Below are 22127 nucleotides of genomic sequence, written 5' to 3' on the forward strand. Positions count from 1 at the left end.
TTGTGCAAGGCTTTCAGGGCGGCAAGCCTCGAAAGGTCGGGGCAAGGCTGCGTGCCGATAACACACTGAGGGGCACCGCGTGGCCCTATCGGATGCGTTGGCAAGGAGAGCTTTTGACCATGCAGCAGGATCATCTGTCCGGATCGTTTGTCGCCGGTGGCATGCCGCTTGCCGCGCAACTGCGCCTGCGGGTGCAGGAGGTCGCCGGACAGCAGCAGATCCTGACCGATTTCCAGGTGGAGACGGTGCGCGCGCTACAGGTTCTGCGCCAGCAGCAGACTGATCTTCTGGCGCAGTTGAATACCAGGCCCGCGCGCCTGCCGCTTTCCGCCGATACGGCGCCCTTGGAAGCGCCGCTGCCTGCTCTCGAGGGGCTGACAGTCATCTCCGTCGGCGGTCGTCCGGAGGACAATGCCCTGCTCGAGGGCGCTTTTGCGACGGCAGGTGCCTTTGGCGCAGGAGCGATCGAGGATGCGATTGCGTGTGTGAAGAACCGCACGGGGCGTGAACCGGTGGTCGTGCACCTCTTCGATCCCGAGGCCTCTCTGCGGTCCGCGCCGGACTTGCGTCAGGGCGAAGCCATGGCTGATGCCCTGATCCACAAGCTGAAGATCTTTCGTCGCCTGGGCGGTCAGGTCGTCTGGACGATTGCGGCCATGCCGGCGACGACCGGACCTTTGTCGGTCCTGGTCCGGGAGATGACGGCGGGGCTGCTTGCCAATAGCGTCGACCGGGTTCATGTGCATGCGCAAGCCCATCGCCTGCAACTGGAGGCGCGCTTTGCGGCTGCCGCCGGCAAGGTGGTGGTCAGCGCCCATCCGGGCCATGCCGGTTTCGTGCCAAACCACGTGTCGCGCGATGCCGCCCGGCGCCAGCTCGGCATCGAGGCGTCCACGCGGCTTGTCCTGATTGTTGCCGACGGCCTGGACGAGCCGACTTGGCGCGACATTACGGGAGCCGCGCAGGATGTCGCCGCATCCGGCCTGCCGCTGCGGCTTCTGCCGGTTGTGCTCGAGGCAGGAGCCGTTCCTTCCGCCCTTGCGCCGACGATGCGTCCGCTCGGCGATCGCAGCCGCCATCCGTGGCTGTTCAAGGCCGCTGACGCCCTGCTTGTGCCGCCGCGTGCGGCCTTCTCCTCGCAGGATCTGGCACTCGCTGCAACCTTTGCAACGCCTGTCCTGGCCGCCGAGGGATATGGCCCATCCGACGGGACCGGTCTCGTCTATGATGCCCGCCAGCCGCAGGCACTGCGCGATGCGCTGGCGGCCTTGGCAAACCGCCCCGATGCTGTCCGCTCCGTCGCTCCTGTCAATGCCAGCGCCGGCTGGACACGGCTTGCCTCGACCCTTTACTGCTTCTGACCTCTCTTCATATCCGAGCGCTCCTGACCCCGCTGCCGTGTGCCGCCGCGTGGCTGCATGCCCGCGGCGGTGGATCACATTTGCGCGTCATGACGAACAAAAAAGGGGATGGCAGTGTATTGCCATCCCCCTTTTCAGTCTGTCGGCTGCTGGAGCGGCTTACGCCTGCACCATCAGTTCGGCCTGCCGGATCGCGTCAAGGAAGCTCAGGTCCTCGGCGTCATCCTGGGCATAGACGAAGAAATCGGCCTCGGTCTGCAGCTTGAACTTGTAGGGGTTCTCGATGATCTTCTTCAGCGTCCACTGCGGATAGCGGCTGTCGATGAAGTCCGTGAACTTGCGATGGCGCACATGGTTGGCGCCGCGCTTGTCGGCAGCATCGAAGTTCGAGGCGTAGATCACCACATAGCGGCTGGACAGCGTGAACAGCCGGTCGAGATATCCCTCGAAGATCCGGTCGTCGATCAGGTGATAGAGCACGTCGAGGGAAAGCGCGCAGTCGTAGTTGTCTTCGTGCAGTTCCCAGTCGAGCGTCGGATCATCCATCCAGATGAAATCGTAGCCGGGCTTTGCCGCATACATCGCCTTGGTGCGCTCGATGGCCGTACGGGATACGTCGAAACCGGTATAGCGCGGAAAATCGAAATATTGCAGCTGGTTGCCATCGCCGGAGCCCAGTTCGACGAAGGATTTCAGCTTGCGCTGCCGGGCGAAGAAGTTGAGGACCACCGCCTTGTAGCGGGCCAGCACGTCATAGGAACCCGGACCGGAATTGCCGCCACTGCGGTAGCGTTCTTCCCAGTAGCGGGAAGAATCGAACACAAGCGGGGCCTCGGCGGGTTGCCGGACCGGTTGCGTCGGTTCACTCACCGGCATGCGGTTGACTTGCACGTCGCTCTGCACCGGCCTGGTTGAAACCGGGGCGGCCAGCGGAAGATCCTGCCCGATCAGGTAAGGCGAGGCTGACGTTGCCCAGGGCTGCTGCGGTGCCAGCGGCACGCTCTCCACCACCTTCGCCGGCGGTGACATGATCGCGTCCAGTTCGCGCAGCTGCTTCGACAGCGGGAAGTTTTCCGCCACATAGTCGATCCACTGGTGCGTCTCGCCGTTCAGGATCAATTGCACGGCTTCGGCGATGGAAGAGAAGCGGATGGCATCCGGCCAGAACTCCTCGGCACCGGGATAATCATGCACCACCGGCAGCGCGCCCACTGCCATTGCCTCAGCAATGTTGTAGCCGAAGCTTTCATGGATGGAGGTGGAGAGGATGACACCCTTGTCGGCCAGGAAGGCCGGCATGTTCTGCTGCCAGCCATAGAAGCGCACATTGTTCGCAAGCCCCAGCTTCTCGGTGGTGCGCTGGAGATAGGGCATGGTGACGAATTCTTCCTGCGCGCCGGCGACATGCAGCGTGTAGGAGGGATCGACCTTCACCAGTTCATGCATGATCTGCAGGAACATCGGCTGGTTCTTGCGCAGGAAGGGTTTTGCCACCCAGGCGATCTTCTTGCGATCCAGCGTGGCGATCGGCTTGAACTTGTCGAGATTGAGCCCGTTCCAGAGCACATGGGTGCGCGTCTTGGCATCCAGCTGCGGCACGCGGTTCTTCAGAACGCGCAGCATGTCGTGCGAGACGAGGATCAGATCGTCGATGTAATCGAAGCGAAGCCGCTGCGGGAAGCTCGATTCGACGATTTCGAACCGGTGCCAGCGCACGATCACCCGCTTGCCCATGCCGCGAATGTTCTGGTTCAGCGCCTGCAGGAAAAGCTCGTTGCAGAATTCGAACCACACGACATCCGCCCACTGCACGACCTTGTCGATGTCCTGCATGTTGCGCGGGCTGATCGCCATGATCTCGTAGGTGTCCGACAGGTGGCGTGCGATGTCGCCGATGAAGCTGTCGACCTCGATCAGAATTCCCAATTTCTTTTTCTGCATCATGGAGGATCCAATATCGGTGCTGGAAAGGTCTGTCCTGAAGGCGGTGTGACGCGCCGGACGTTCGGGGCGCATGCTCGCATTCTTCTGATACCGGATTACGCATCCTAGCTTTCGCCAGGCTGGTGCTTGCGGGCACCTCCCTGCAGCGGCGTTGCGCGCTCCGTCACCGCCTTGTCAGCCTGGCACAAGCTGGCCCGGATATGCCGACCGGACGTTGGTGGAGCCGTCCGTCCTGTCGCGGGGCGCATGTCCCTCACGCTTCCAAGGCTGCAATCCCGGAGACCTGTCGTGACTTTTCAACCGAAGACCGGTGACACGCTTTATCTGATCGGTGCGCATGGCGAGACCGCCACGCCGGTTGCCTCGGCGCTTCCGCAGGCGGCCGCCGCGGAGAGGCAGGCAACCGAGGCGGTGCCAAACGCAGCTGCTTCTTCCGATCCGCGGCCGCTGGTGCGTACCTTCGATGTGTTCGATACGCTGATCGCGCGCCGCTGCATCGAACCGTCCGGTGTCTTTGCCATCATCGAGGAACGGTCCGGCCTCAAGGGCTTTGCCGCCGCGCGGCGCAAGGCCGAAGCCCATGTGCTGGACCGGCCGCATGATCTCGACGTGATCTATGCGGAACTTGCCCGTCTGCTCGGCGTCGAGCCGGTGAAGCTTGCGGCACTGAAGGCGCTGGAAGTGGATGTCGAGAAGGAGCAGGTGATCCCGATCGCCGAAAACCTGGCGCGCGTGCGCCATGGCGACGTGCTGATCTCCGACATGTATCTGGGCGCCACCCATATCCGCAGCCTGCTCGACCGTGCCGGTCTTACCGCCCGCGTCGGACTGGTGGTGACGAATGACGGCAAGAAGACCGGCCGCATCTGGCCGGACATCTCCGCCAACCTGCGCATCGAGGAACATCTCGGCGACAACGAGCATTCCGATGTGAAGATGCCGACATCCTTCGGTCTGACAGCCCGCCTGACGCGGCTCGACAAGCCGTCCGCTGTCGAAACGGTGCTCATCAATCTCGGTCTGCGCCAGCTGGCGGAACTGTGCCGTGAAGCCCGCCTGCGTACCTTTTCCGAAGATGCCGGCATCCGCACGGTCCAGCTCATCCAGGCCAACCTCAACTTTCCGCTGATGCTGATGGCCAGCATCGAGCTTGCCAATCTGGTGCGCCATCTCGGTCTTCGCCGCGTGCTGTTTTCCAGTCGCGATTGCGACATGTGGGTGCCGCTGTTCGAGGAGGTGGCGCGCCGCAAGGGCGTCACCTGCAAGGCGGAGTATTTCTACACCAGCCGCCTTGCCAAGATGCAGCCGTCCGAAAGCTATCTGGCCTATGCGCGCGACCGCATCGGCCAGGACAGCATCGTAGTGGATCTCTGCGGCACAGGCTGGTCGCTTTCGCATCTGGCCGAGCGGCTCGGTCTGTCGAAGGTGCCGGTCTTCTTCCTGCACAAGCTTCCGTCAGCAAAGGCTTACGAAGAGCTGTCGCAGACGCCGGATGCCTGCGCCTTTCACGCATTGATCCGGCCGGATGCGCCGGATGTGTTCAATACCATTCTGGAAATGTGCAATTATTCCGATCACGGCATGGTGCGCGATGTGCGCATGGTCGAGGGTTTTGCCCTGCCTGTTCTCGCCGAAGACGAACGTGGCGCTGCCGATCATGCCGCTGTCCGGGCGCAGAAGGAGACCTTCGCGCTGGCGGTGTCGCTGATGAAGCATTTCGACCTTAACCACGTCCTGCAACTGGACCAGCCCTCGATCTCGGCGGTCAGCACCGCGCTCTACCAGAGCCTGTCGCGCCAGCAGTCACTGCGCGGGCTCTACGGCAAGAGCCACATGGACGAGGAAGTCCGCGTACGCCGCCAGATCGGCTGCAACTGATGTCAGACGCCAATCACCAGGAGACACGGCCGATGGAGCTTGTGGAACTCGCCGATCATTTCCAGACGGACAAGGGCACGCGGACGGGCCATGCGCACAACTACGCGGTCTTCTACTCCTTCCTGTTCGAAAGCTTTCGGCATGAAGCCTTTTCCATGCTGGAAATCGGCTTGCAACGCGGCGGTGTCGAAGCCGGCGCCTCGAAGGATCGTGTCGGCTCGGACGTGCCCTCGATCCGCACCTGGCTGAGTTACTTCCCCAAGGCTGATATCTTCGGGTTCGATCTCTCGGATTTCAGCCATATCCATCTCGACCGCTTCCGCTTCTTCCGCGGCGATCTCGGTAGCGGCGCGGATCTCGACCGCGTGGCCGGCGACCTGCCGGAGCTGAAGCTGATCATCGATGATGGCTCGCATGCCTCCTTCCACCAGCAGTTCGCCTTCCTGAAGCTGTTTCATAAGGTAGCGCCGGGCGGCTTCTACATTATCGAGGATTTCCACTGGCAGCCGCCCTTCGAGGCCGACCTGCCGCCCTGCCACAAGAGCGCCAAGGTGTTTCAGGATTTCGTCGAGACGGGGCGGTTCGACATACCCTTTGCCCATCCCGATTATCTCGCTGCCATTGCCGGCCAGATCCAGCACGTCTTCATCCACCGCAACAATCGCGGCGGCATCGACAGCTGGCAGACCAAGATGATCGCTATCCAGAAGAAGGCCTGAGACCGCGTGGGCCCGCAATCGATGAACCAGATCTCCTACAGCGTCGTCACCGGCTGGTATGCCGATCACAAGATCCGCACCTATGCCACGCGCGGCGATGAATTCGTGCGCTCCACCGAATGCTTCGATCTCTGGTATCGCTGCATCGATGCGTTCACCGCGCCGGAAAGCATCCTGATCGTCGATTCCGCCTCGCCGGTCATGCCGGTTCTCCCGGACGATCCGCGCATCAGCGTCGTCCGGCTGAAGCAGAATTTCGGCCATGCGGTGCAGGGCTTGAGCTATCTCTGCGGCTGGTCCAAGGCGCTGCTCTGCGGCCTGATGTACGGCTTCACCAATGGCTCGGACTATACCGTGCTGATCGAGCAGGGGTCGTTGTTTTACGGACGTGACATCATCGAGCGGCAGATCGCCGCCTTTCCGGATGCCGATATCATCGCGCCCGACGGGCGCGGTACGCCGCAGCCGCTGCAGACCGGCATCATGATCTTCCGCAGCGCCATCATTCCCGAATTCATCGCGGCCTATTGCCGTGTCGCCTCTGCCGATAAGTCGCTGAGCCCGGAGGTAAAGTGCGCGATTGCCGCGGAAGGCATGAATCTCGTCTTTTCGCCGCTGCCTTATGGCCGGCGCCGGCCGCTCGATTTCAGCGCCGGACACTTCTTCTTCCGCCACGGCACCACCGAGGAAATCCGCGCCTTCACCCGGCATCTCGGCTGGGGCGAACACCTGGTCGACAGCGTGCTCGCGCGCGAGGCGGTCTGAATGGGGACGCGCCTGGCATTTTCGCCCTATCGATCCTGATTCCATGCAAAAGGGCGGCCATCGTGCCGCCCTTTTCCGTTGCTGCGTGGTCTGGCTATCGTCGAGGGGCAAACCGGGGCGCGGTAATCCGGCCCCGGTTCGTCTCAAGCCTCAGAGAACGCCCGGAATGGGCTGCAACTGGAAGCCGTAGGTCGCAAACACCGCCTGCTGTTCGGCCAGTGCCACGCCGAGATTGTAGTTGGTGGCAATCGGCCGTGTGTGCTTGACGCCGAACTGGTCGAGGATCGCCATGCGGGTCTGCGGGCGGCCGAGGAAGCTCGGCCACAGATGGTCGAGACCGTAGCCGCTTTCGGAATCCCGGAAGCTTTCGATGCAGATCTTCAGTGCGCGACGGGAGAAGAGCGGGCACATGATCTCGATGAAGGGTTCGTGGCGCAGGCCACCGCCCGGCTTCTGGAAGGTGATCGGATGCGTCGGATGGCTGCCTTCGCCGGTGGAGAGTGCCGGCTGGCAGAGGTCCAGTTCGTGCAGGCGGCTGAGGTGGAACATACGGTTGATCTCTTCGCCGGAGATCAGCAGGTCGTCGTCGGGCAGCCAGATCCGGTCATAGCCCCAGAGCGGGCTTTCCGCGTAGAAGAGATCGTAGATCAGCTTGAACTTCCGCTTCTGCGGCAGATGCGCCAGATATTCGACGGCGGCCGGCAGGAAGGGACGCTCGGTGCCATAATAGCCGACGCAGATGTCCCAGTTGCGCTTGCTGTCGGCAATGCCCTCCTGCCACTGGCCATGCAGCGAGCCTGCTCCGGCCGGGACGACGACGAGGTTCGGCCGGCGCGGCCTTTGTGCCGCCACGAGGAATTCCGCCCGGCGCGGCATGCTCTTCGGCGTGGCGCGGATCGGATGTTCGGGATGGTCCGTTGCCGTCAGGATGAACAGCGCATTGGTGCTGCCGATGGTGCCGCGGCCTCCGAGCGCCACGATCCGGCCGTCCTCGATCTGGGCAGCAGTGAAGATCGCCGAAGGCTGACCATCGGCGTTGACCAGGCAGAGATGGCCGTCGAAGACGTGCCAGTACTCGACGGCCGGGTTGAAGAAATTGCCGATGCGGCCTTCCGGTGCCAGCACGAGGAAGGGGCTGATCTCGCCGGTGTCGAGGCTGCTCAGCCGCCAGAAGCTGCCGCTCAGGCTTTCCTGCGAAAGCGCGGGCGCCTTCATCCAGTTGTCGGAGGCCGATGGTGTGGCCAGCGGGCCGGCGGCTATGGTCATGATGTCTCCTTCTGGCACGGCCGTGCCGCCGTGGCGTGTTGCGCGGAAGAACCGCGGCCGGATGCAAAGATCCGGGCTGCCGGCCCTGTCTGCAGACGTGTCCATCCCTTGTGCTTCCGTCGGCGTGGAGGACGGAAGCGGTATCCCGTGCGGCGCGTGACGCCGCAAACTCGATGACGATCCTGCCGGATCAAGCTTGCTCAGGGCTGGACGGCTGCTGCACGGGCTGCGCGACCAGCCTCGCGAAAGCAAGGAGGCTTATGGGCTGTTAGCCAAGACCCTTTGCCGCGACGTCCGGCAAGGCCACGAGGAGACAATCATGCTCAACCAAATGCCCGTTCTCTCGATCTGCGTGCCGACCTACAACCGCAGGCCGATGCTGGAGCGCAATGTCCGCTTCCATCTGGATGCCTTCCGGCGGCTTGGCATCCCGTTCGAGATGGTCATCGTCGATGATCGCTCCACGGACGGCACGCATGAATATCTGGAATCGCTGGCCGGCGTGCCGGAGATTTCTCATCACCGCCGGGTCAAGAATTCGGGCTTCCTCAGCAATTATGCCTTCGCCATGCAGCGGGCCCGCGGCAAGTATGCGCTGTTTCTGGGCGACGACGACCTCTTGATCCCGGAAAAAGTGCTCGAATATCTGCGCATGCTGGAAGCCGATCCCGCGCTCGGCATGATCCAGGCGCCCTGGATGCTGGTGAATGAGCTGGCGGGTGGCGCAGACATGCAGCCCTTCTACCACATTCCCGGCCCCTCGCGGTTCCGCCAGGGCGAATACCAGCAGATGCTGGATTTCATCCTGACCAACCACGTCTTTCCGGAATTCCTGATCATCCGCCGGGAAATCCTCGACCAGACGATTTCCAGCCTCGGTCCCTTCATCTTCTGGGCCTTCCTGTTCACCACGCGCGCGCTCGGCAAGGGCGACGTGCTGTTTTTGCCGGCACCCTTCGCCCGCGTGACCGGTGTGCCGGCCGATGGCGACGTGCAGCAGGGCAAGAAGGAATGCATGTTCCAGTGGGATACCTATCTCGGCGGCCTCGAATATCTCGCCTCCCATGCGCAGATCTCCTCGCGCCTCAGCAATGCCGAGCGCATGAATTTCCACGAGCGCTTCGTGCAGTTCATGCTGGTGCGCAAATCGGTGGCGCTGCGCCTGCTGATGGCCTTCCGCTACTGGCCGGAAGCCTACATCCTCTATCACCGCATGGCAGCCTATCATGCGGCGCCGGCCACCAAGGAAGCCTTCGACCAGATCTGCACGCTGGCCGCGATCGTGACATCGCTGACGGAAGCCTCCGGCTATAGCGGCGGCCCGGTCGTGGTCGATCCGCTGATCACCGACGAGGCGCTGCAACTCCTGCCCGATCATCTCAAGGGCAGCGTGGTGCGCCAGCCGCCGTTCGGACATGCCGGTCCGCGTTCCTGGCTGGTGATGCATCCCGATTTCGCAGCGCAGGTGCCGCCCGGTGACGGGGTCTTCCAGCTGCGCCACTACATGGCGCAGTTCGCCTGATCGGGCAGGGCTGTCGGGCATCGTTTCGCCCGTTTCCACCGCTCCTCCACCACACAGATCCTCCGTTTACGGGTATCGTCGAACGCCGGCGATACCCGTTTTGCGTTGGTGTTCTGGTGCATCCGCCATCACGCACATAAAAAAGCGCTCCCCGGGAACCGGAGAGCGCTGGACGGACGACCGGGGAGGGGACCAGGTCGCCGGCCGGGTTCGATGTCTCAATCGGCTTCGATGAGGAAGGGCTCGGTGCGGGGGGCTAGCGCCGGAACGTCGAGGTGATCGGGTTCCAGCCCCCGGCGTGCCCTGTCCGCCATCATCTCGTAGGCGGTTTCCAGGTGGCGGCAGAAACGGTCGGCGTCGAAAAGCGGCTTCACCAGCCGGTTTTCGTCCAGCCGTTGCTTGAAGGCCTTCACGCGTTCCGGGTTCTCGTAGAGATCGATCGCCATGGCAAGATAGTCCGCCTCGTCGCGGGCAATCAGGTCCGGCATGCCGATGGCGTTCAGCAGGCTTTCCGAAACGCGGGAGGCGAAGTGCTGCCCCTTCATCGTCAGCACCGGCAGGCCCGCCCACAGCTGCTCTGAGGTGGTGGTATGGCCATTGTACGGATAGGTATCGAGCCCGATATCCGCCAGCGACAGGCGCGCCAGATGCTCCTCGTAGGAGACGACCTTTGTAAAGACGATCCGCCTGCTCTCGATTCCGGCCGAGGTCAGTTTGCGCAGGATGTTGTCATGCGACTCGTTGCTCTTGCACATGATCCACAGCACGCTCTTCGGCGTCGCTTTCAGGATGCGGATCCAGAGGTTGATGTTGGCGATGGAGATCTTGCGCGTCGCATTGAACGAGCCGAAGACGAAGGCGTCCTCCGGCAGGCCGGCATCAGCGCGGGTGAAAAGGTCACGGCGCGGGCGCTGGTAGGGGTCGTTCGGCTGGTAGGTTTCCGGCAGTCGGCAGAACTTCTCCCAGTAATGCGGCTTGGATGCGTCCGGCAGCACGTGATGGTCGCCGATGATGTAGTCGAGGTCGGTATTGACGGTGGTGCCGGGGAAACCGAGCCAGGCAACCTGCACGGGCGCTGCCTTGAAGTTGAGGATGCCGGGGCGCCCGCCGCGGGTATGCCCCTTCATCTCGACGAGGATGTCGATCTCGTGCTCGCGGATGACGGCTGCCGTCTCCGGATAGCTCAGGTCGCGGACATCGACGATCCGGCCCCAGTCGTCGCGGCCGGTCTCACGTTCCAGATGTTGCAGGTCCGTATAGCAGAACAGCGTGATGTCGAAGCGCTCCGGATCATGGGCCGTCAGCACGGCGCGGAACAGCTTCATCGTGGCATGCTGCGACCAGAAGTCGGATGAGAGATAGCCGATCCGGAGCTTCTTGCCCCAGCGATGCGGCATGCTGCGCCGCTCGGCCGGATGACTTGCCGGGAAGGCGTCCGCCTTGTAGCCGACGCGCTTGTTCAGCGCCTCGTCGGTCAGCCAGTGCAGGTTGTAGAACGGTGTTTCGACCTCGAGAAGGCGCTGGTCGTTGGCACGCAGCAAGCGGTCGAGGCGCGGCTGCAGGCGTTCCATTTCGATGTAGTTGTTCACCTCGCGCTGCGCCACCAGATGCGCCATGATGAGGATCAGGCTGTTCGGCATCCTGTTGAGGAGATTGGCAACGGATTCGCGGTCGCGATCGTTTTCCGGCGTTCCGGTCAGGAGCAGGAAGGCCAGGCTGTTGTGCTGCGAATTCGAGCTCATGGAGAGTGCCGGCAGGAACACCCGGATCATGTCCTTTTCGCCACGTTTCCAGAACAGCGAGGCAATGATGAAGGCAAGATCCGGATCTTTTTGGGCCCGCTGCAGCAGGTGGTTGCCAAGGCTGAGCGCCATTTCCTCCTGGCCAAGCTCGAAATAGAGCTTCATCGCTTCGGCATAGTAGTCCTCCGCCCGCGAGCCGCCCAGTTCGGCCGCCAGCACATAGGTGCGGGCGGCGTCTTCGCGAAAGCCAAGCGCCACCAGCGTGCGGGCCAGCAGCGTATAGGTCTTGGCGTCCGTTGCGTGGTCCAGAAGCTTGTTCAGGGAGGCCAGTGCCTCGGTGTAGCGGCCGCGATGGAAACTCTTCGAGGCGTCGGAAAACAGGGTCTGCTGGCTCAACATCCGGACTCCGGAAATAGGGTTGCCGATGATCAATCGCGGCGCGCTGATCCACGTTCGGTTAACCAAGCTAGGCGGCAGACCTTGCCCGAAACAGGTGCTTACACAGGCTTGACGAATCAATGCCGTTTTAGCGCCAATTGTCCATAGCCACTTAAGGAATCCGCAATGAATGTCTGCGACTGTCATCCTCACATGACGGGTTTGGTTTCCCAGAAGATCCGGAACCGAGTGGGCATGAGGCCAGACGTCATCACCGGTATTAACAGCCCGGTATGTCCCCCAAAAGTAATCCGTCTAACAAGGGACTAAAATCACTATGACCAGCATTCTTACGAACAACGGTGCAATTGCCGCGTTGTCGACCCTTCGCTCGATCAACAGCGACATGGAAACGACGCAGAACCGCATTTCGTCGGGTTACAAGGTCCAGACCGCAGCAGACAACGCCGCCTACTGGTCGATCGCAACCACCATGCGCTCGGACAACAAGGCCCTCAGCACCGTGCAGGATGCTCTCGGTCTCGGTGCCGCCACCACGGACGTTGCCTACACCGCGCTTGAAAACTCGATCAACGTCGTCGATGACATCAAGGCGAAGATCACCGCCGCCTCCGAACCGGGCGTCGACAAGTCCAAGATCCAGAAGGAAATCAAGCAGCTGCAGAACCAGCTGGTGTCGATTGCCAAGTCGGCTTCCTTCTCCGGTCAGAACTGGGTCTATCACACCGCCTCCGCCGGTGCCGGCACGCAGTCGCTCGTCGGCTCGTTCAACCGTGACAACAGCGGCAATGTCAGCCTGACCACGCTGACCTACGACACCAACAACTCCTCGCTGATCGAAGTCAACTCGGCCGGTGCCTACGTGACCTCCGTCGGCAAGGGCCTGCTGTCCTCGAACATCGAGTACACCAATGCCAGCGGCTCGACGGCCACCACCTCGTTCTCGGTCCTGACCCTCGACGTCAGCACCAACGACCTGACGACCGCCCTGAAGGCCGTCGACAAGGTCCTGCAGAACATGACCGATGCGGCCGCTGATGTCGGTGCTCTCAACAGCCGTATCGACATGCAGGACAAGTTTGTTGCCAACCTGATGGACTCCATCGACAAGGGCGTCGGCAAGCTGGTTGATGCGGACATGAACGAAGAATCGACCCGCCTGAAGGCGCTGCAGACGCAGCAGCAGCTGGGCATCCAGTCGCTGTCGATCGCCAACAGCAACTCGCAGAACGTTCTGTCGCTCTTCCGTTGATCCCAACGGGTTCATCGAACGACATCGTTTCCGGATCGCGCCCCGCAAGGGGCGCGATCTTTGCGTTTCAAGGCCTGCCATGGGTGGCTCGTCTCACCATGCCTGTCCCCGCTCCCAGGCCGAGACGGCTTTCGCAATCCCGTCAGCCCTGTTTCAAACTTTTGCAGATATTAAAGAAATCGCGGACCGGATTTACCCTTCGTTAAGGACGTTAGGGTTAACTGAACCCACTCAAGCGGTGCGTCTCGCTGCTGTGTTCAGCTGAGACGGGCATGAAGCATACCACCTCTTGCCGGAGAGAAACCGGAATGTCCCTGAACTTTTCGTCCGCAACAAGGGGCACTTTCTATGACGAGCATTCTGACCAACACCGCTGCGATTGCAGCTCTCTCCACGCTGCGCTCGATCAACAGCGACATGGAAACGACGCAGAACCGCATTTCCTCGGGCTACAGGATCGAAACCGCTGCTGACAACGCTGCCTACTGGTCGATCGCAACCACCATGCGCTCCGACAACAAGGCACTTTCCACGGTGCAGGATGCCCTCGGCCTTGGTGCAGCGACCACGGACGTTGCCTACACCGCGCTTGAAAACTCGATCAACGTCGTCGACGAAATCAAGGCGAAGATCACCGCCGCCTCCGAACCGGGTGTCGACAAGTCCAAGATCCAGAAGGAAATCACGCAGCTGCAGAACCAGCTGATTTCGATCTCCAAGTCTGCTTCGTTCTCGGGCCAGAACTGGGTCTATCACACCGCGTCCGCCGGCGCCGGCACGCAGGCCATCGTCGGCTCGTTCAACCGCGACGGCAGCGGCAATGTCAGCCTGACCACGCTGACCTACGACACCAACAACTCCTCGCTGATCCAGGTCGACTCGGCCGGTGCCTATGTCACCTCCGTCGGCAAGGGCCTGCTGTCCTCGCACATCGAATACACCAACGCCACCGGTTCCACGGCCACCAGCTCCTTCTCGGTCCTGACCCTCGACGTCAGCTCCGACGACCTGACGGCCGCCCTGAAGGCCGTCGACAAGGTCCTGCAGGACATGACCGATGCGGCCGCAGACGTCGGCGCGATCAACAGCCGCATCGATCTGCAGACCAACTTCGTTGCGGACCTGATGGACTCCTTCACCAAGGGCGTCGGCAAGCTGGTTGATGCGGACATGAACGAGGAATCGACCCGCCTGAAGGCGCTGCAGACGCAGCAGCAGCTGGGCATCCAGTCGCTGTCGATCGCCAACAGCAACTCGCAGAACATCCTGTCGCTCTTCCGTTAAGAGCAGCCTGATCCCCGATCTCGAGGCCGCGCCGCCAGCGCGGCCTTTTTCCATTTCTGGGCCAGCTTCACGAAAGCTTCGCGCAGGCTTCGGCATATTTACTGCGTCTTAAGAAATCGGCCTTGCGTTCATGTCTTGTTAACCATATACGCAAGTTCCGTTGCTTAAGAACGCCGAGCCGACCAACAGGGCAATGATCTCTGGTCGGCGAGCATGATGCGCCCGTGCGTTACCGGTTCAGCCTCCGGTATGTCCCGTCAATCGTCAGGGGCAATCCTCAATGACCAGCATCATTACGAATACCGGGGCGCTCGCCGCCCTCCAGACCTTACGTGCCATCAACCAGAACATGGAGACGGTGCAGAACCGCATCTCCTCGGGCTACCGGGTTGAAACTGCTGCCGATAACGCCGCGTACTGGTCGATCGCGACCACCATGCGCTCCGACAACAAGGCCCTCAGCACCGTGCAGGATGCCCTCGGTCTCGGCGCGGCCAAGACCGATACGGCCTATACCGGCCTCGAATCGGCGATCACCGTCGTCGACGACATCAAGAGCAAGATCGTCGCGGCCTCCGAACCCGGTGTCGACAAGACGAAGATCAACAAGGAACTGAACGAGCTGAAGAACCAGCTCGCCTCGATTGCCAAGTCGGCGTCGTTTTCGGGCGAAAACTGGCTCTACAACACCTCGTCTGTCGGGGCGACCACCAAGAACATCGTTGCCTCGTTCAACCGCTCGGCCGATGGTGCCGTGTCGCTGACGACGCTGGAATATGATGCGTCCGCCTCGGTGATGATCGATACGCACAGCGCCGGCCGCGGCCTCCTCACCAAGGACTGGGCCGTGACCCAGCCGAACGGCACCGCCGGCACGACCACCGCCAACTATTATCTGCTCGATGCCAATTCGACCCTGATGGGCACCGGCGCCGAGATCTCCATCAACAACAGCACCACCTCCGACCAGCTTGCCGGCATGCTGAGTGCCGTCGAAGCCATGCTGCAGCAGCTGACGGATTCGGCAGCGACGCTCGGTGCCATTACCAGCCGCATCGACATGCAGGATCAGTTCGTCTCCACCCTGATGGACGTGATCGACAAGGGTGTCGGCCGTCTCGTCGATGCCGACATGAACGAGGAATCGACGCGCCTCAAGGCCCTGCAGACGCAGCAGCAGCTCGGCATCCAGTCGCTGTCGATTGCCAATGCGAATGCGCAGAACATCCTGCAGCTCTTCCAGAAGTAAGCCTTCGCCCTGATCCCGGCCACGCCGTCGGTCATCGGCGTCGGCAATGCCGGATCGCGACTTGCCCTGTCGCGGTCCGGCATCTTCATTTTCGCACAAGTTTGGCTGCCTAAGGTTCCAATATATTCACGCTCTTTGTCTAAAAACTGGCTGAGTGCGCCGGTATTCCAAACGGGACAGTGTCATGATTGCGTTGGCGAAATTTCCATCCTTCCACGGCCGCTGGCGCCTGCGAACCCGTGCTTTCCTCGTCTTCGTCACCCGCGCCGAAGGAGCCCGCCCATGAGCGCATCGCTGTCACGCTACCTGAAGGATTTCGGCGCGATCCAGCCGCCGGCAGCGCCCCTGATGGCTGAAAGCCTGATCGAGGATGCAGGCCCTTCCTTTTCCTTCGATGCCTTTCCTCCGGAACCCACCATCGACATCGATGCGGAGCGCGCCGAGGCGCGTGCCGAGGGGGAGCAGGCGGGCCGCGCAGAGATCCGCGCCCTCTGGGAGGCGGAGAAGGCCGAGATGGAGGCCAGCCATGCCGCAGAGCTCGCGGCCCTGCGTCGCCAGCTGGAAGAAGCCGCTGCCCAGCGGGTGGACGAGGGCTTCCGCCGGATGGTTTCGACGCTGGAAGCCAGCCTTTGCGACCAGGTGGCCGCAGTTCTCGCACCCGTCATGAGCGAGGCCGTTGCGGCAAGGGCCATCGCGCAGCTTGCCGAAGCCATCCGCCAGGCACTGGGAGGCGGGCAGGCTGCGGTGCTGACCGTTTACGGCCCCACGGATCTGTTCGAGCGTCTGAAGGATAGGCTGGGTGAGGATGCGCCGACGCTGCGCCATGTTCCCGCCGCCGATCTCGACATTGCCGTCGATCTCGATGATGCCGTTCTCGTGACTCGCCTCTCGGCCTGGGCAGCCAGCCTGAGGAAGGTGCTGGCATGAGTGAGCAGAACCATCATCACGGCAAGAACGAAATCATCATCGTCAAGAAGCATGGCGGCGGCCACGGGGGTGCCCATGGCGGCGCCTGGAAGATCGCCTATGCCGACTTCATGACGGCGATGATGGCCTTCTTTCTCGTGATGTGGCTGGTCAATGCCTCGAACGAGGAGACCAAGGCCTCCGTCGCGAGCTACTTCAATCCGATCAAGCTGTCCGACGAGACGCCTGCCAAGAAGGGCCTGCAGAAACCGGTGGAATCCTCCGACGGGCAGGAGAAGCGCGAGCGTTCCAAGGTCAAGGCCGATGCCGACAAGGTCGGAGCCTCGGCGGCGACCGGCGAGGACCAGACCTCCAGTTCCGGCGACGAAGCCAATTATTCCGAAGCGGATTTCTTCGAAAACCCCTATTCCGTGCTGGCCGAAATCGCCCAGGAAGTGGGCCAGCAGGCCAATGTCAGCGCCAAGGGCGAGGGCGGGGCCAATGATTCCGGTCCGGCGACCGGTGCGGAGGGTGGCGAAGCCTTCCGCGACCCGTTCGATCCGGATTTCTGGACGCAGCAGGTCGAGACCAGGCGCGCCGACGGAAAGCAGCGGGCCGATGCCGCGAAGGCACCACCCAGTCCGGAGACGCCGCCGGCCGATGCTGTCCCGGCTGAAATGCTGCCGCCGACGCCCCAGCAGATGGCGGCCGTTCAGCCCCAGGCGGCGACCCAGGCGGCGGCGCAGGCCGCTGCTGCGGCCGAGACGCCACCCGATCTTTCTCCGGCTGCCGCGGCCGGCAAGCCGCCTGCCGCATCCGCGGCCGGCGATCCCTCGGTGCAGAAGCCGACGCCGGCCCAGCTGGCGCTTGCCATTCCGCGCCCCCGTCCCGACGCAACCCCGGTCGAGCCGAAGCCGTATGGCAGTGCGCCACCGACGCTCGCCGACCGGCAGAAGGCTGCGGACGACCTGCGGCAGGCCATCGAGAACCAGATCGCCGGCGTCTCCGGCAAGCTCGCCGAGGGGCTGATCGTGACGCCTGCCGAGGGCGGTGTGCTGATCACCCTTTCCGACCAGACGGACACGCCGATGTTCAACATCGGTTCAGCCGTGCCGCGGCGCGAAATGGTTCTCGCCATGGAAAAGATCGGGGCGATCCTCAAGCAGCGGGCCGGCGACGTGGTCATTCGCGGCCACACCGACGGGCGGCCCTTCCGCGATATCGGCAACGATAACTGGCGCCTGTCTGCGGCGCGCGCTCACAGCGCCTATTTCATGCTGGTCAAGGGTGGGCTCGAGGAAACGCGGGTGAAGCAGATTTCCGGCTTTGCGGACCGTCGCCTGCAGGTGCCCGCCGATCCCCTGGCGGATCAGAACCGGCGTATCGAAATTCTGCTTGAGGATGGCAAGGCCTGACGATGCGGCGAAAAAGGACATCGACCTTTCTGTTTGCCGGTGCGCTTGCCGCCCTCTGGGGATCGGCCATGGCGGCCGAGCCGCAGACTGCGGATGGTCTTGAGCCCTACCAGATGATGCGCTCGCTGCAGTTCGTGCAGGATACCGTGGTGATGGGTGACCATTCCGCGGCCGAGATGCAGCGCTTCATGCTGTCTGCCCTCGACAAGCGGCTGCGCACCATCAATCCTGCTGCGTTTGACGATCCTCGCAATGTCGATGCCGCGCTGATCTATGCCATGAGCGGGGGCAATCCCGCGACGCTCGAATTTCTGGTGGCAAAGGATGTGTCCGGCCATTTCGATACGCGGGTTGTGGACGCCCTGCGCAAATATCTGAACGGCAAGGGCATGCTGGCCTCGCACAGCTTTGCCAAGATGGTCCCGGAATACCGCAACCAGAGGATCGGCCCCTATCTGGCGCTGGTTGCCGGGAATGTGGCCGTTGCCAAGAGCCCCAAGGATGCGATGGGCTTCTATGACTGGGCGCGCCTGATGGCGCCCGGCACGATTGTCGAGGAGGCGGCGTTGCGCCGTTCCGTGGCGATTGCCGTCGAAGCCAATCTGCCTGACAAGGCGCTGTCCTATGCGCGCCAGTATGCGCGCCGTTTCGTCTTTTCCCCCTATGCCAGCCAGTTCGCCGATCTCTTCGTCCGGCTCGTGGTGGATCATTTCGGCACGATCCATGAGGAGGATGTGGACGGCACGCTCGAGGTGATGAACGACGACCGCAGCCGCGAGATCTATCTGCGCATCGCACGCCAGGCGACGATTGCCGGCAAGAGCGATCTCGCCCGCTTTGCAGCGGCGCGTGCGGCCGAACGGGGCAAGGATCTGCCGGCCCGAGACGATTCGCTCGCCCGCCTTTTCGGCGGTGTGGCGCAGCTTCCCGGCGGCAAGGCTCTCGATGCGGCGAAGATCCTGGCCGATATTCCCGATGCCGCGCTGAGCCCCGAGGACCGGGCACTGAGAGCCGCTGCCCAGCGGGTTGCGGAAGAGGTTCTGCGGCCGCCCGTGGCCGAAAGCTTCGGGCAAGACGACGCTGACACAGTGAAGAATGACATCAGCGGAGAAACCGTCTCCGCCGTCTCCGGCGATGGCAAGGCCGGAACCGCCGCATCCGCCAGCCCTTCGGGCAAGGCGGGCGCTCCGAAGCTCGATCCTGACTTCCAGACCTATGTCGATAGGGGCCATTCGACGCTGAATGCCATCGACGATCTGTTGAAGGAGGAGAAGTAATTCCATGGTTGCTGTTGATGTGACGGCGCGGGCTGCGGCCAGCGATCCCTCCTCTGCGTCCAAGATTCCCGCCGGCGGCCGCTCCGAAGGCGGCGAGGGCGGGTTTGGCAGCGCACTGGAAAGCCTGGAACAGGGCAACCGTCGCATGGCCGGCGAGCGCGGCGATCGGGACGGGCATTCATCCTTCGGACAGAAGGATGAGGGCGGGCAGGACGCAGGCCAGACATCCAGAAGCCGTATCGATCTCAGCGCCGCCGCGCTTGCGCGGTCGCGAAGCCTTGCCGCCGGTCAGTCCGGGCAGGCGGTCGCACGGCAGAATGACAAGGCAACCGCCGACACCGACACCCTTCATGCGGAAGCGCCGGAAAGCTCCCGTCTCAGATCGAACAAGTCCGCAGACGCGGCCGCCGGCACAACGCGGCGCCCGTCGCGGGATGTCGGGAGAACGGCCGGCGATGAGAGCGAGACGGTTGACGCCCGCATGCCTGAGCCCTCTGAGGCCAGAACGCCGACAGCCGAACTGGCAAGCGTGCTGACCATGCTGGCCGGGGGAGGGCAGGCGGATGGGGCTGCGATGCCGAAGGCCACCAGCATGCCCGTGCGTACCGGTGGCCGCTCGTCGGGCGAAGAGAACCGCGGTGAACGCAGCCAGATGGTGTCCGCCACGGCAGCCAACGAACTTGCGGCGCTGTCCGGCGAACCGCAGAGTGTCGTCCTGCCGAGCGACCAGAGCCTTTCGACGGACGAGCGGACCTTCCGCTTCTCCTCCGGACGCGGCAAGGGCGCCAGCATGGACATGGTGATCGGCACGGACCGGCAGGGTCTTGCCACGGTGGAGACCCGCAGCGGTACGACCGGTCAGGCGGAAACCATCGCCGTGCTGGATGCGCGCCGCTTCCTGGGCTTTGGCCAGTCGGTCAACGGCGCTGCGCTGACGGCCGCGATGTCTGGCGATCCGGAATGGGCCGGCGCCATGCAGCCCGGTGCCTCGCTGTCCAATGCGGCGGCACAGAGCAGCACCGGCAACGTGGTCAATACGCTGAAGCTGCAGATGACGCCGATCGATCTTGGCACCGTCACCGCCACGCTGCGGCTTGTGGGTGACGAACTCAGCGTGCAGCTGACCGTGGAGAACCGCGCGGCGCACAAGCAACTGACGCAGGACAGCAGCGGCATCCTGGACGCACTGCGTGCCCAGGGCTTCTCCGTGGACCAGGTGACGGTTTCCATCGCACCGGCGTCCTCGGTGACGCAGCCCGCCCAGCAGGACGCGCTGGGACAGCAGGCGGGGCCGGGCTCCGGCCAGGGGCAGGGTGGCCAGCCGGGACGTGAACAGCAATCCTCCCAGCCGGGAGGCGGATCTACTGCGGGAATGTTCGAGAATGAAACTGCGACGGATCATGGCGCTGCCGGCACTGGCAGCGCTCGCCCTGACCATCTCTACGTCTGAGGTCCTTGCCGTTGCGCCTGGCGCCTGCGAGACGGAAATCCAGTCGGCCGCCGCCAAGTATGGCATACCGGAAGGCATCCTCTATTCGGTCGGTCTCACCGAGACCGGCCGGAAGGGCAGCCTCTATCCATGGGCACTCAATATCGAGGGCAGGGCCTATTTCCCGGACAACCGCGCACAGGCCATGGAGGCCTTTCTGGCGGCAGAACGGGAGGGGCGCAAGCTCATCGACATCGGCTGCATGCAGATCAACCACCATTTCCACGGCGAGAATTTCCGCTCGGCAGACGAGATGTTCGATCCGAAACGCAACGTGGAATATGCGGCGCAGTTCCTGCGCAACCTTCATGACAGGCACGAGACCTGGACAATGGCGGTAGCCCGTTACCATGCGGGACCCAACAACGACCCTGCCCAGAAGCGTTACGTCTGCCGCGTGATCGCCAATCTGGTGGCCACGGGCTACGGAAAATGGACGCCCGGCGCGGCCGATTTTTGTCGTTGATAGCAACCTTGAGTTGATTGACTGGTGCTTCGAAGCGCCTTGCCATGCCTTTGCCACGGGTTGGTTCAAAACGTGGCAGGCTAGAGGTGTCGTCATAAAAAATTAACGTTTCCGCGTCCCGCTTGTGCCGTTTCGGGGTTTTGCCTACTAAATGTGGGCCAAATCGCGACACAATGGTTAATCAACTCTTAAATTCTATGGTTAACTTTGTGTAGTTGTCCGAGAATCCCTCGATTCGTACGCATACTTCATCGAGGCACCACACTGATTCGGAGGCGGACGAATGATCGTAGTGGTTGATGAGCGTGAGCTTGTTAAAGACGGTTACACTTCACTGTTTGGGCGCGAGGGAGTTCCCTCGACAGGGTTTGACCCGAAGGAGTTCGGGGAATGGGTCAACACGGCGGCCGATACCGATATCGACGCTGTCGAGGCATTCCTCATCGGGCAGACCGAGCGTTCCCTGGAACTGCCGCGGGCCATCCGCGACCGGACCCAGGCCCCGGTGATCGCAGTCAGCGATCATCACTCGCTGGAAGCGACACTGGCATTGTTCGACAGCGGCGTCGATGATGTCGTGCGCAAGCCGGTGCACCCCCGCGAGATCCTGGCACGCGCTGCGGCGATCCGCCGGCGCCTGAAGGCCATCGCAAACTACACCGATATCGGCCCGATCCGCGTGTTCTCCGATGGACGCGATCCGGAAATCCAGGGCGAAATCTTCCCCCTGCCGCGCCGCGAGCGCCGCATCCTCGAATACCTCGTCGCCAATCGCGGCCGTCGTGTTTCGAAGACGCAGATCTTCAACGCGATCTACGGCATCTTCGACGAGGAAGTCGAAGAGAACGTGGTCGAAAGCCACATCAGCAAGCTGCGCAAGAAGCTGCGCAAGAAGCTCGGCTTCGATCCGATCGATTCCAAGCGCTTCCTCGGTTACTGCATCGACTGGAACTGAGACAGCTCACCCGCCAGAAAGGCGGGACTTCAGCAAAAGTTAAACATCTGCAACCCCGGAAATCGACGTCGGTTTCCGGGGTTGTATTTTAGGTTCTGCCGAAGGGAAGGCGAGGCCACTCGCGCAAGCGATGCGGGTCGATCGATCGGGAAGGGCTGCAGAGGAGGTCTGCCACGGGAGCGACACAGACAGCTTCACGCAAGGCCCGTGATCTAGGGTCGCCAGCATAGGCAGAACG

Annotated in this window: 17 protein-coding genes; 14 read left to right on the forward strand and 3 right to left on the reverse strand. The window is 62.7% G+C overall.

Annotation, left to right across the window (positions count from 1 at the left end; genetic code table 11):
* Positions 1–119: 119 nt before the first annotated feature.
* Positions 120–1361: a hypothetical protein gene (locus FNA46_RS00895; RefSeq protein WP_142880449.1), complete on the forward strand. Its 1242-nt coding sequence runs from the start codon at positions 120–122 to the stop codon at positions 1359–1361.
* Positions 1362–1520: 159 nt separating this feature from the next.
* Here FNA46_RS00895 and FNA46_RS00900 read toward each other — a convergent pair whose 3' ends face one another.
* Positions 1521–3305 (reverse strand): glycosyltransferase, encoded by a 1785-nt coding sequence (locus FNA46_RS00900; RefSeq protein WP_185969677.1) that lies wholly within the window; start codon positions 3303–3305, stop codon positions 1521–1523.
* 288 nt (positions 3306–3593) lie between these two features.
* Between FNA46_RS00900 and FNA46_RS00905 the strand changes: the two genes are divergently transcribed.
* Genes FNA46_RS00905 through FNA46_RS00915 form a run of 3 tightly spaced genes read left to right on the forward strand, consistent with a single transcriptional unit; the run spans position 3594 to position 6667 of the window.
* On the forward strand, positions 3594–5183 hold the full coding sequence (locus tag FNA46_RS00905) for a hypothetical protein (protein WP_142880451.1): 1590 nt from the start codon (positions 3594–3596) through the stop codon (positions 5181–5183).
* 32 nt (positions 5184–5215) lie between these two features.
* Positions 5216–5902, forward strand: coding sequence for a hypothetical protein (locus FNA46_RS00910; protein ID WP_142880452.1), 687 nt, complete (start codon positions 5216–5218; stop codon positions 5900–5902).
* Between the two features lie 21 nt (positions 5903–5923).
* Complete coding sequence (locus FNA46_RS00915; protein ID WP_142880453.1) at positions 5924–6667, forward strand: hypothetical protein; 744 nt, start codon at positions 5924–5926, stop codon at positions 6665–6667.
* Positions 6668–6817: 150 nt separating this feature from the next.
* Here FNA46_RS00915 and FNA46_RS00920 read toward each other — a convergent pair whose 3' ends face one another.
* On the reverse strand, positions 6818–7933 hold the full coding sequence (locus FNA46_RS00920; protein ID WP_142880454.1) for a DUF707 domain-containing protein: 1116 nt from the start codon (positions 7931–7933) through the stop codon (positions 6818–6820).
* 319 nt (positions 7934–8252) lie between these two features.
* Between FNA46_RS00920 and FNA46_RS00925 the strand changes: the two genes are divergently transcribed.
* Positions 8253–9455 (forward strand): glycosyltransferase family 2 protein, encoded by a 1203-nt coding sequence (locus FNA46_RS00925; protein ID WP_142880455.1) that lies wholly within the window; start codon positions 8253–8255, stop codon positions 9453–9455.
* A 218-nt stretch (positions 9456–9673) separates the two neighbouring features.
* Here the strand turns inward: FNA46_RS00925 and FNA46_RS00930 are convergent, their stop codons facing one another.
* A complete protein-coding gene (locus FNA46_RS00930; protein WP_142880456.1) occupies positions 9674–11596 on the reverse strand; it encodes an O-linked N-acetylglucosamine transferase, SPINDLY family protein in 1923 nt (640 codons plus the stop codon).
* 316 nt (positions 11597–11912) lie between these two features.
* Here FNA46_RS00930 and FNA46_RS00935 point away from each other — a divergent pair, with 316 nt between their 5' ends.
* From FNA46_RS00935 to rem, 9 genes are all read left to right on the forward strand, one after another.
* Entirely contained in the window at positions 11913–12848 is a 936-nt protein-coding gene (locus FNA46_RS00935) for a flagellin N-terminal helical domain-containing protein (RefSeq protein ID WP_142880457.1), read from the forward strand.
* A 348-nt stretch (positions 12849–13196) separates the two neighbouring features.
* Complete coding sequence (locus FNA46_RS00940; RefSeq protein ID WP_142880458.1) at positions 13197–14132, forward strand: flagellin N-terminal helical domain-containing protein; 936 nt, start codon at positions 13197–13199, stop codon at positions 14130–14132.
* A gap of 280 nt (positions 14133–14412) precedes the next feature.
* Positions 14413–15381 carry a flagellin N-terminal helical domain-containing protein gene (locus FNA46_RS00945; RefSeq protein WP_142880459.1) on the forward strand — a complete coding sequence of 323 codons (969 nt, stop codon included), beginning with the start codon at positions 14413–14415 and terminating at the stop codon, positions 15379–15381.
* A gap of 282 nt (positions 15382–15663) precedes the next feature.
* On the forward strand, positions 15664–16308 hold the full coding sequence (locus FNA46_RS00950; RefSeq protein ID WP_142880460.1) for a FliH/SctL family protein: 645 nt from the start codon (positions 15664–15666) through the stop codon (positions 16306–16308).
* Entirely contained in the window at positions 16305–17702 is a 1398-nt protein-coding gene (locus FNA46_RS00955) for a MotB family protein (protein WP_142880461.1), read from the forward strand. The genes FNA46_RS00950 and FNA46_RS00955 overlap by 4 nt, the downstream gene beginning before the upstream one ends.
* A 2-nt stretch (positions 17703–17704) precedes the next feature.
* A complete protein-coding gene (motC, locus tag FNA46_RS00960; RefSeq protein ID WP_142880462.1) occupies positions 17705–18979 on the forward strand; it encodes a chemotaxis protein MotC in 1275 nt (424 codons plus the stop codon).
* A 4-nt stretch (positions 18980–18983) separates the two neighbouring features.
* Positions 18984–20429, forward strand: coding sequence for a flagellar hook-length control protein FliK (gene fliK, locus FNA46_RS00965; RefSeq protein ID WP_142880463.1), 1446 nt, complete (start codon positions 18984–18986; stop codon positions 20427–20429).
* A complete protein-coding gene (locus FNA46_RS00970) occupies positions 20362–20934 on the forward strand; it encodes a transglycosylase SLT domain-containing protein (protein WP_246102741.1) in 573 nt (190 codons plus the stop codon). The genes fliK and FNA46_RS00970 overlap by 68 nt, the downstream gene beginning before the upstream one ends.
* 283 nt (positions 20935–21217) lie before the next feature.
* The gene (gene rem / locus FNA46_RS00975) at positions 21218–21889 is read left to right on the forward strand and encodes a transcriptional activator Rem (RefSeq protein WP_142880464.1); all 672 of its coding nucleotides are present in this window, start codon (positions 21218–21220) and stop codon (positions 21887–21889) included.
* Positions 21890–22127: the final 238 nt, after the last annotated feature.

Source organism: Affinirhizobium straminoryzae (assembly GCF_007004135.1).
Taxonomy (GTDB): Bacteria; Pseudomonadota; Alphaproteobacteria; order Rhizobiales; family Rhizobiaceae; genus Neorhizobium; species Neorhizobium straminoryzae.

What these genes read in the sequence shown, in the direction of transcription:
- FNA46_RS00895 (WP_142880449.1), top strand. Translation starts at nt 120, where the DNA reads ATGCAGCAGGATCATCTGTCCGGATCGTTTGTCGCCGGTGGCATGCCG.
- FNA46_RS00900 (WP_185969677.1), bottom strand. Translation starts at nt 3,305, where the DNA reads ATGATGCAGAAAAAGAAATTGGGAATTCTGATCGAGGTCGACAGCTTC.
- FNA46_RS00910 (WP_142880452.1), top strand. Translation starts at nt 5,216, where the DNA reads ATGGAGCTTGTGGAACTCGCCGATCATTTCCAGACGGACAAGGGCACG.
- FNA46_RS00915 (WP_142880453.1), top strand. Translation starts at nt 5,924, where the DNA reads ATGAACCAGATCTCCTACAGCGTCGTCACCGGCTGGTATGCCGATCAC.
- FNA46_RS00920 (WP_142880454.1), bottom strand. Translation starts at nt 7,933, where the DNA reads ATGACCATAGCCGCCGGCCCGCTGGCCACACCATCGGCCTCCGACAAC.
- FNA46_RS00925 (WP_142880455.1), top strand. Translation starts at nt 8,253, where the DNA reads ATGCTCAACCAAATGCCCGTTCTCTCGATCTGCGTGCCGACCTACAAC.
- FNA46_RS00930 (WP_142880456.1), bottom strand. Translation starts at nt 11,596, where the DNA reads ATGTTGAGCCAGCAGACCCTGTTTTCCGACGCCTCGAAGAGTTTCCAT.
- FNA46_RS00935 (WP_142880457.1), top strand. Translation starts at nt 11,913, where the DNA reads ATGACCAGCATTCTTACGAACAACGGTGCAATTGCCGCGTTGTCGACC.
- FNA46_RS00940 (WP_142880458.1), top strand. Translation starts at nt 13,197, where the DNA reads ATGACGAGCATTCTGACCAACACCGCTGCGATTGCAGCTCTCTCCACG.
- FNA46_RS00945 (WP_142880459.1), top strand. Translation starts at nt 14,413, where the DNA reads ATGACCAGCATCATTACGAATACCGGGGCGCTCGCCGCCCTCCAGACC.
- FNA46_RS00950 (WP_142880460.1), top strand. Translation starts at nt 15,664, where the DNA reads ATGAGCGCATCGCTGTCACGCTACCTGAAGGATTTCGGCGCGATCCAG.
- FNA46_RS00955 (WP_142880461.1), top strand. Translation starts at nt 16,305, where the DNA reads ATGAGTGAGCAGAACCATCATCACGGCAAGAACGAAATCATCATCGTC.
- motC (WP_142880462.1), top strand. Translation starts at nt 17,705, where the DNA reads ATGCGGCGAAAAAGGACATCGACCTTTCTGTTTGCCGGTGCGCTTGCC.
- fliK (WP_142880463.1), top strand. Translation starts at nt 18,984, where the DNA reads ATGGTTGCTGTTGATGTGACGGCGCGGGCTGCGGCCAGCGATCCCTCC.
- FNA46_RS00970 (WP_246102741.1), top strand. Translation starts at nt 20,362, where the DNA reads ATGAAACTGCGACGGATCATGGCGCTGCCGGCACTGGCAGCGCTCGCC.
- rem (WP_142880464.1), top strand. Translation starts at nt 21,218, where the DNA reads ATGATCGTAGTGGTTGATGAGCGTGAGCTTGTTAAAGACGGTTACACT.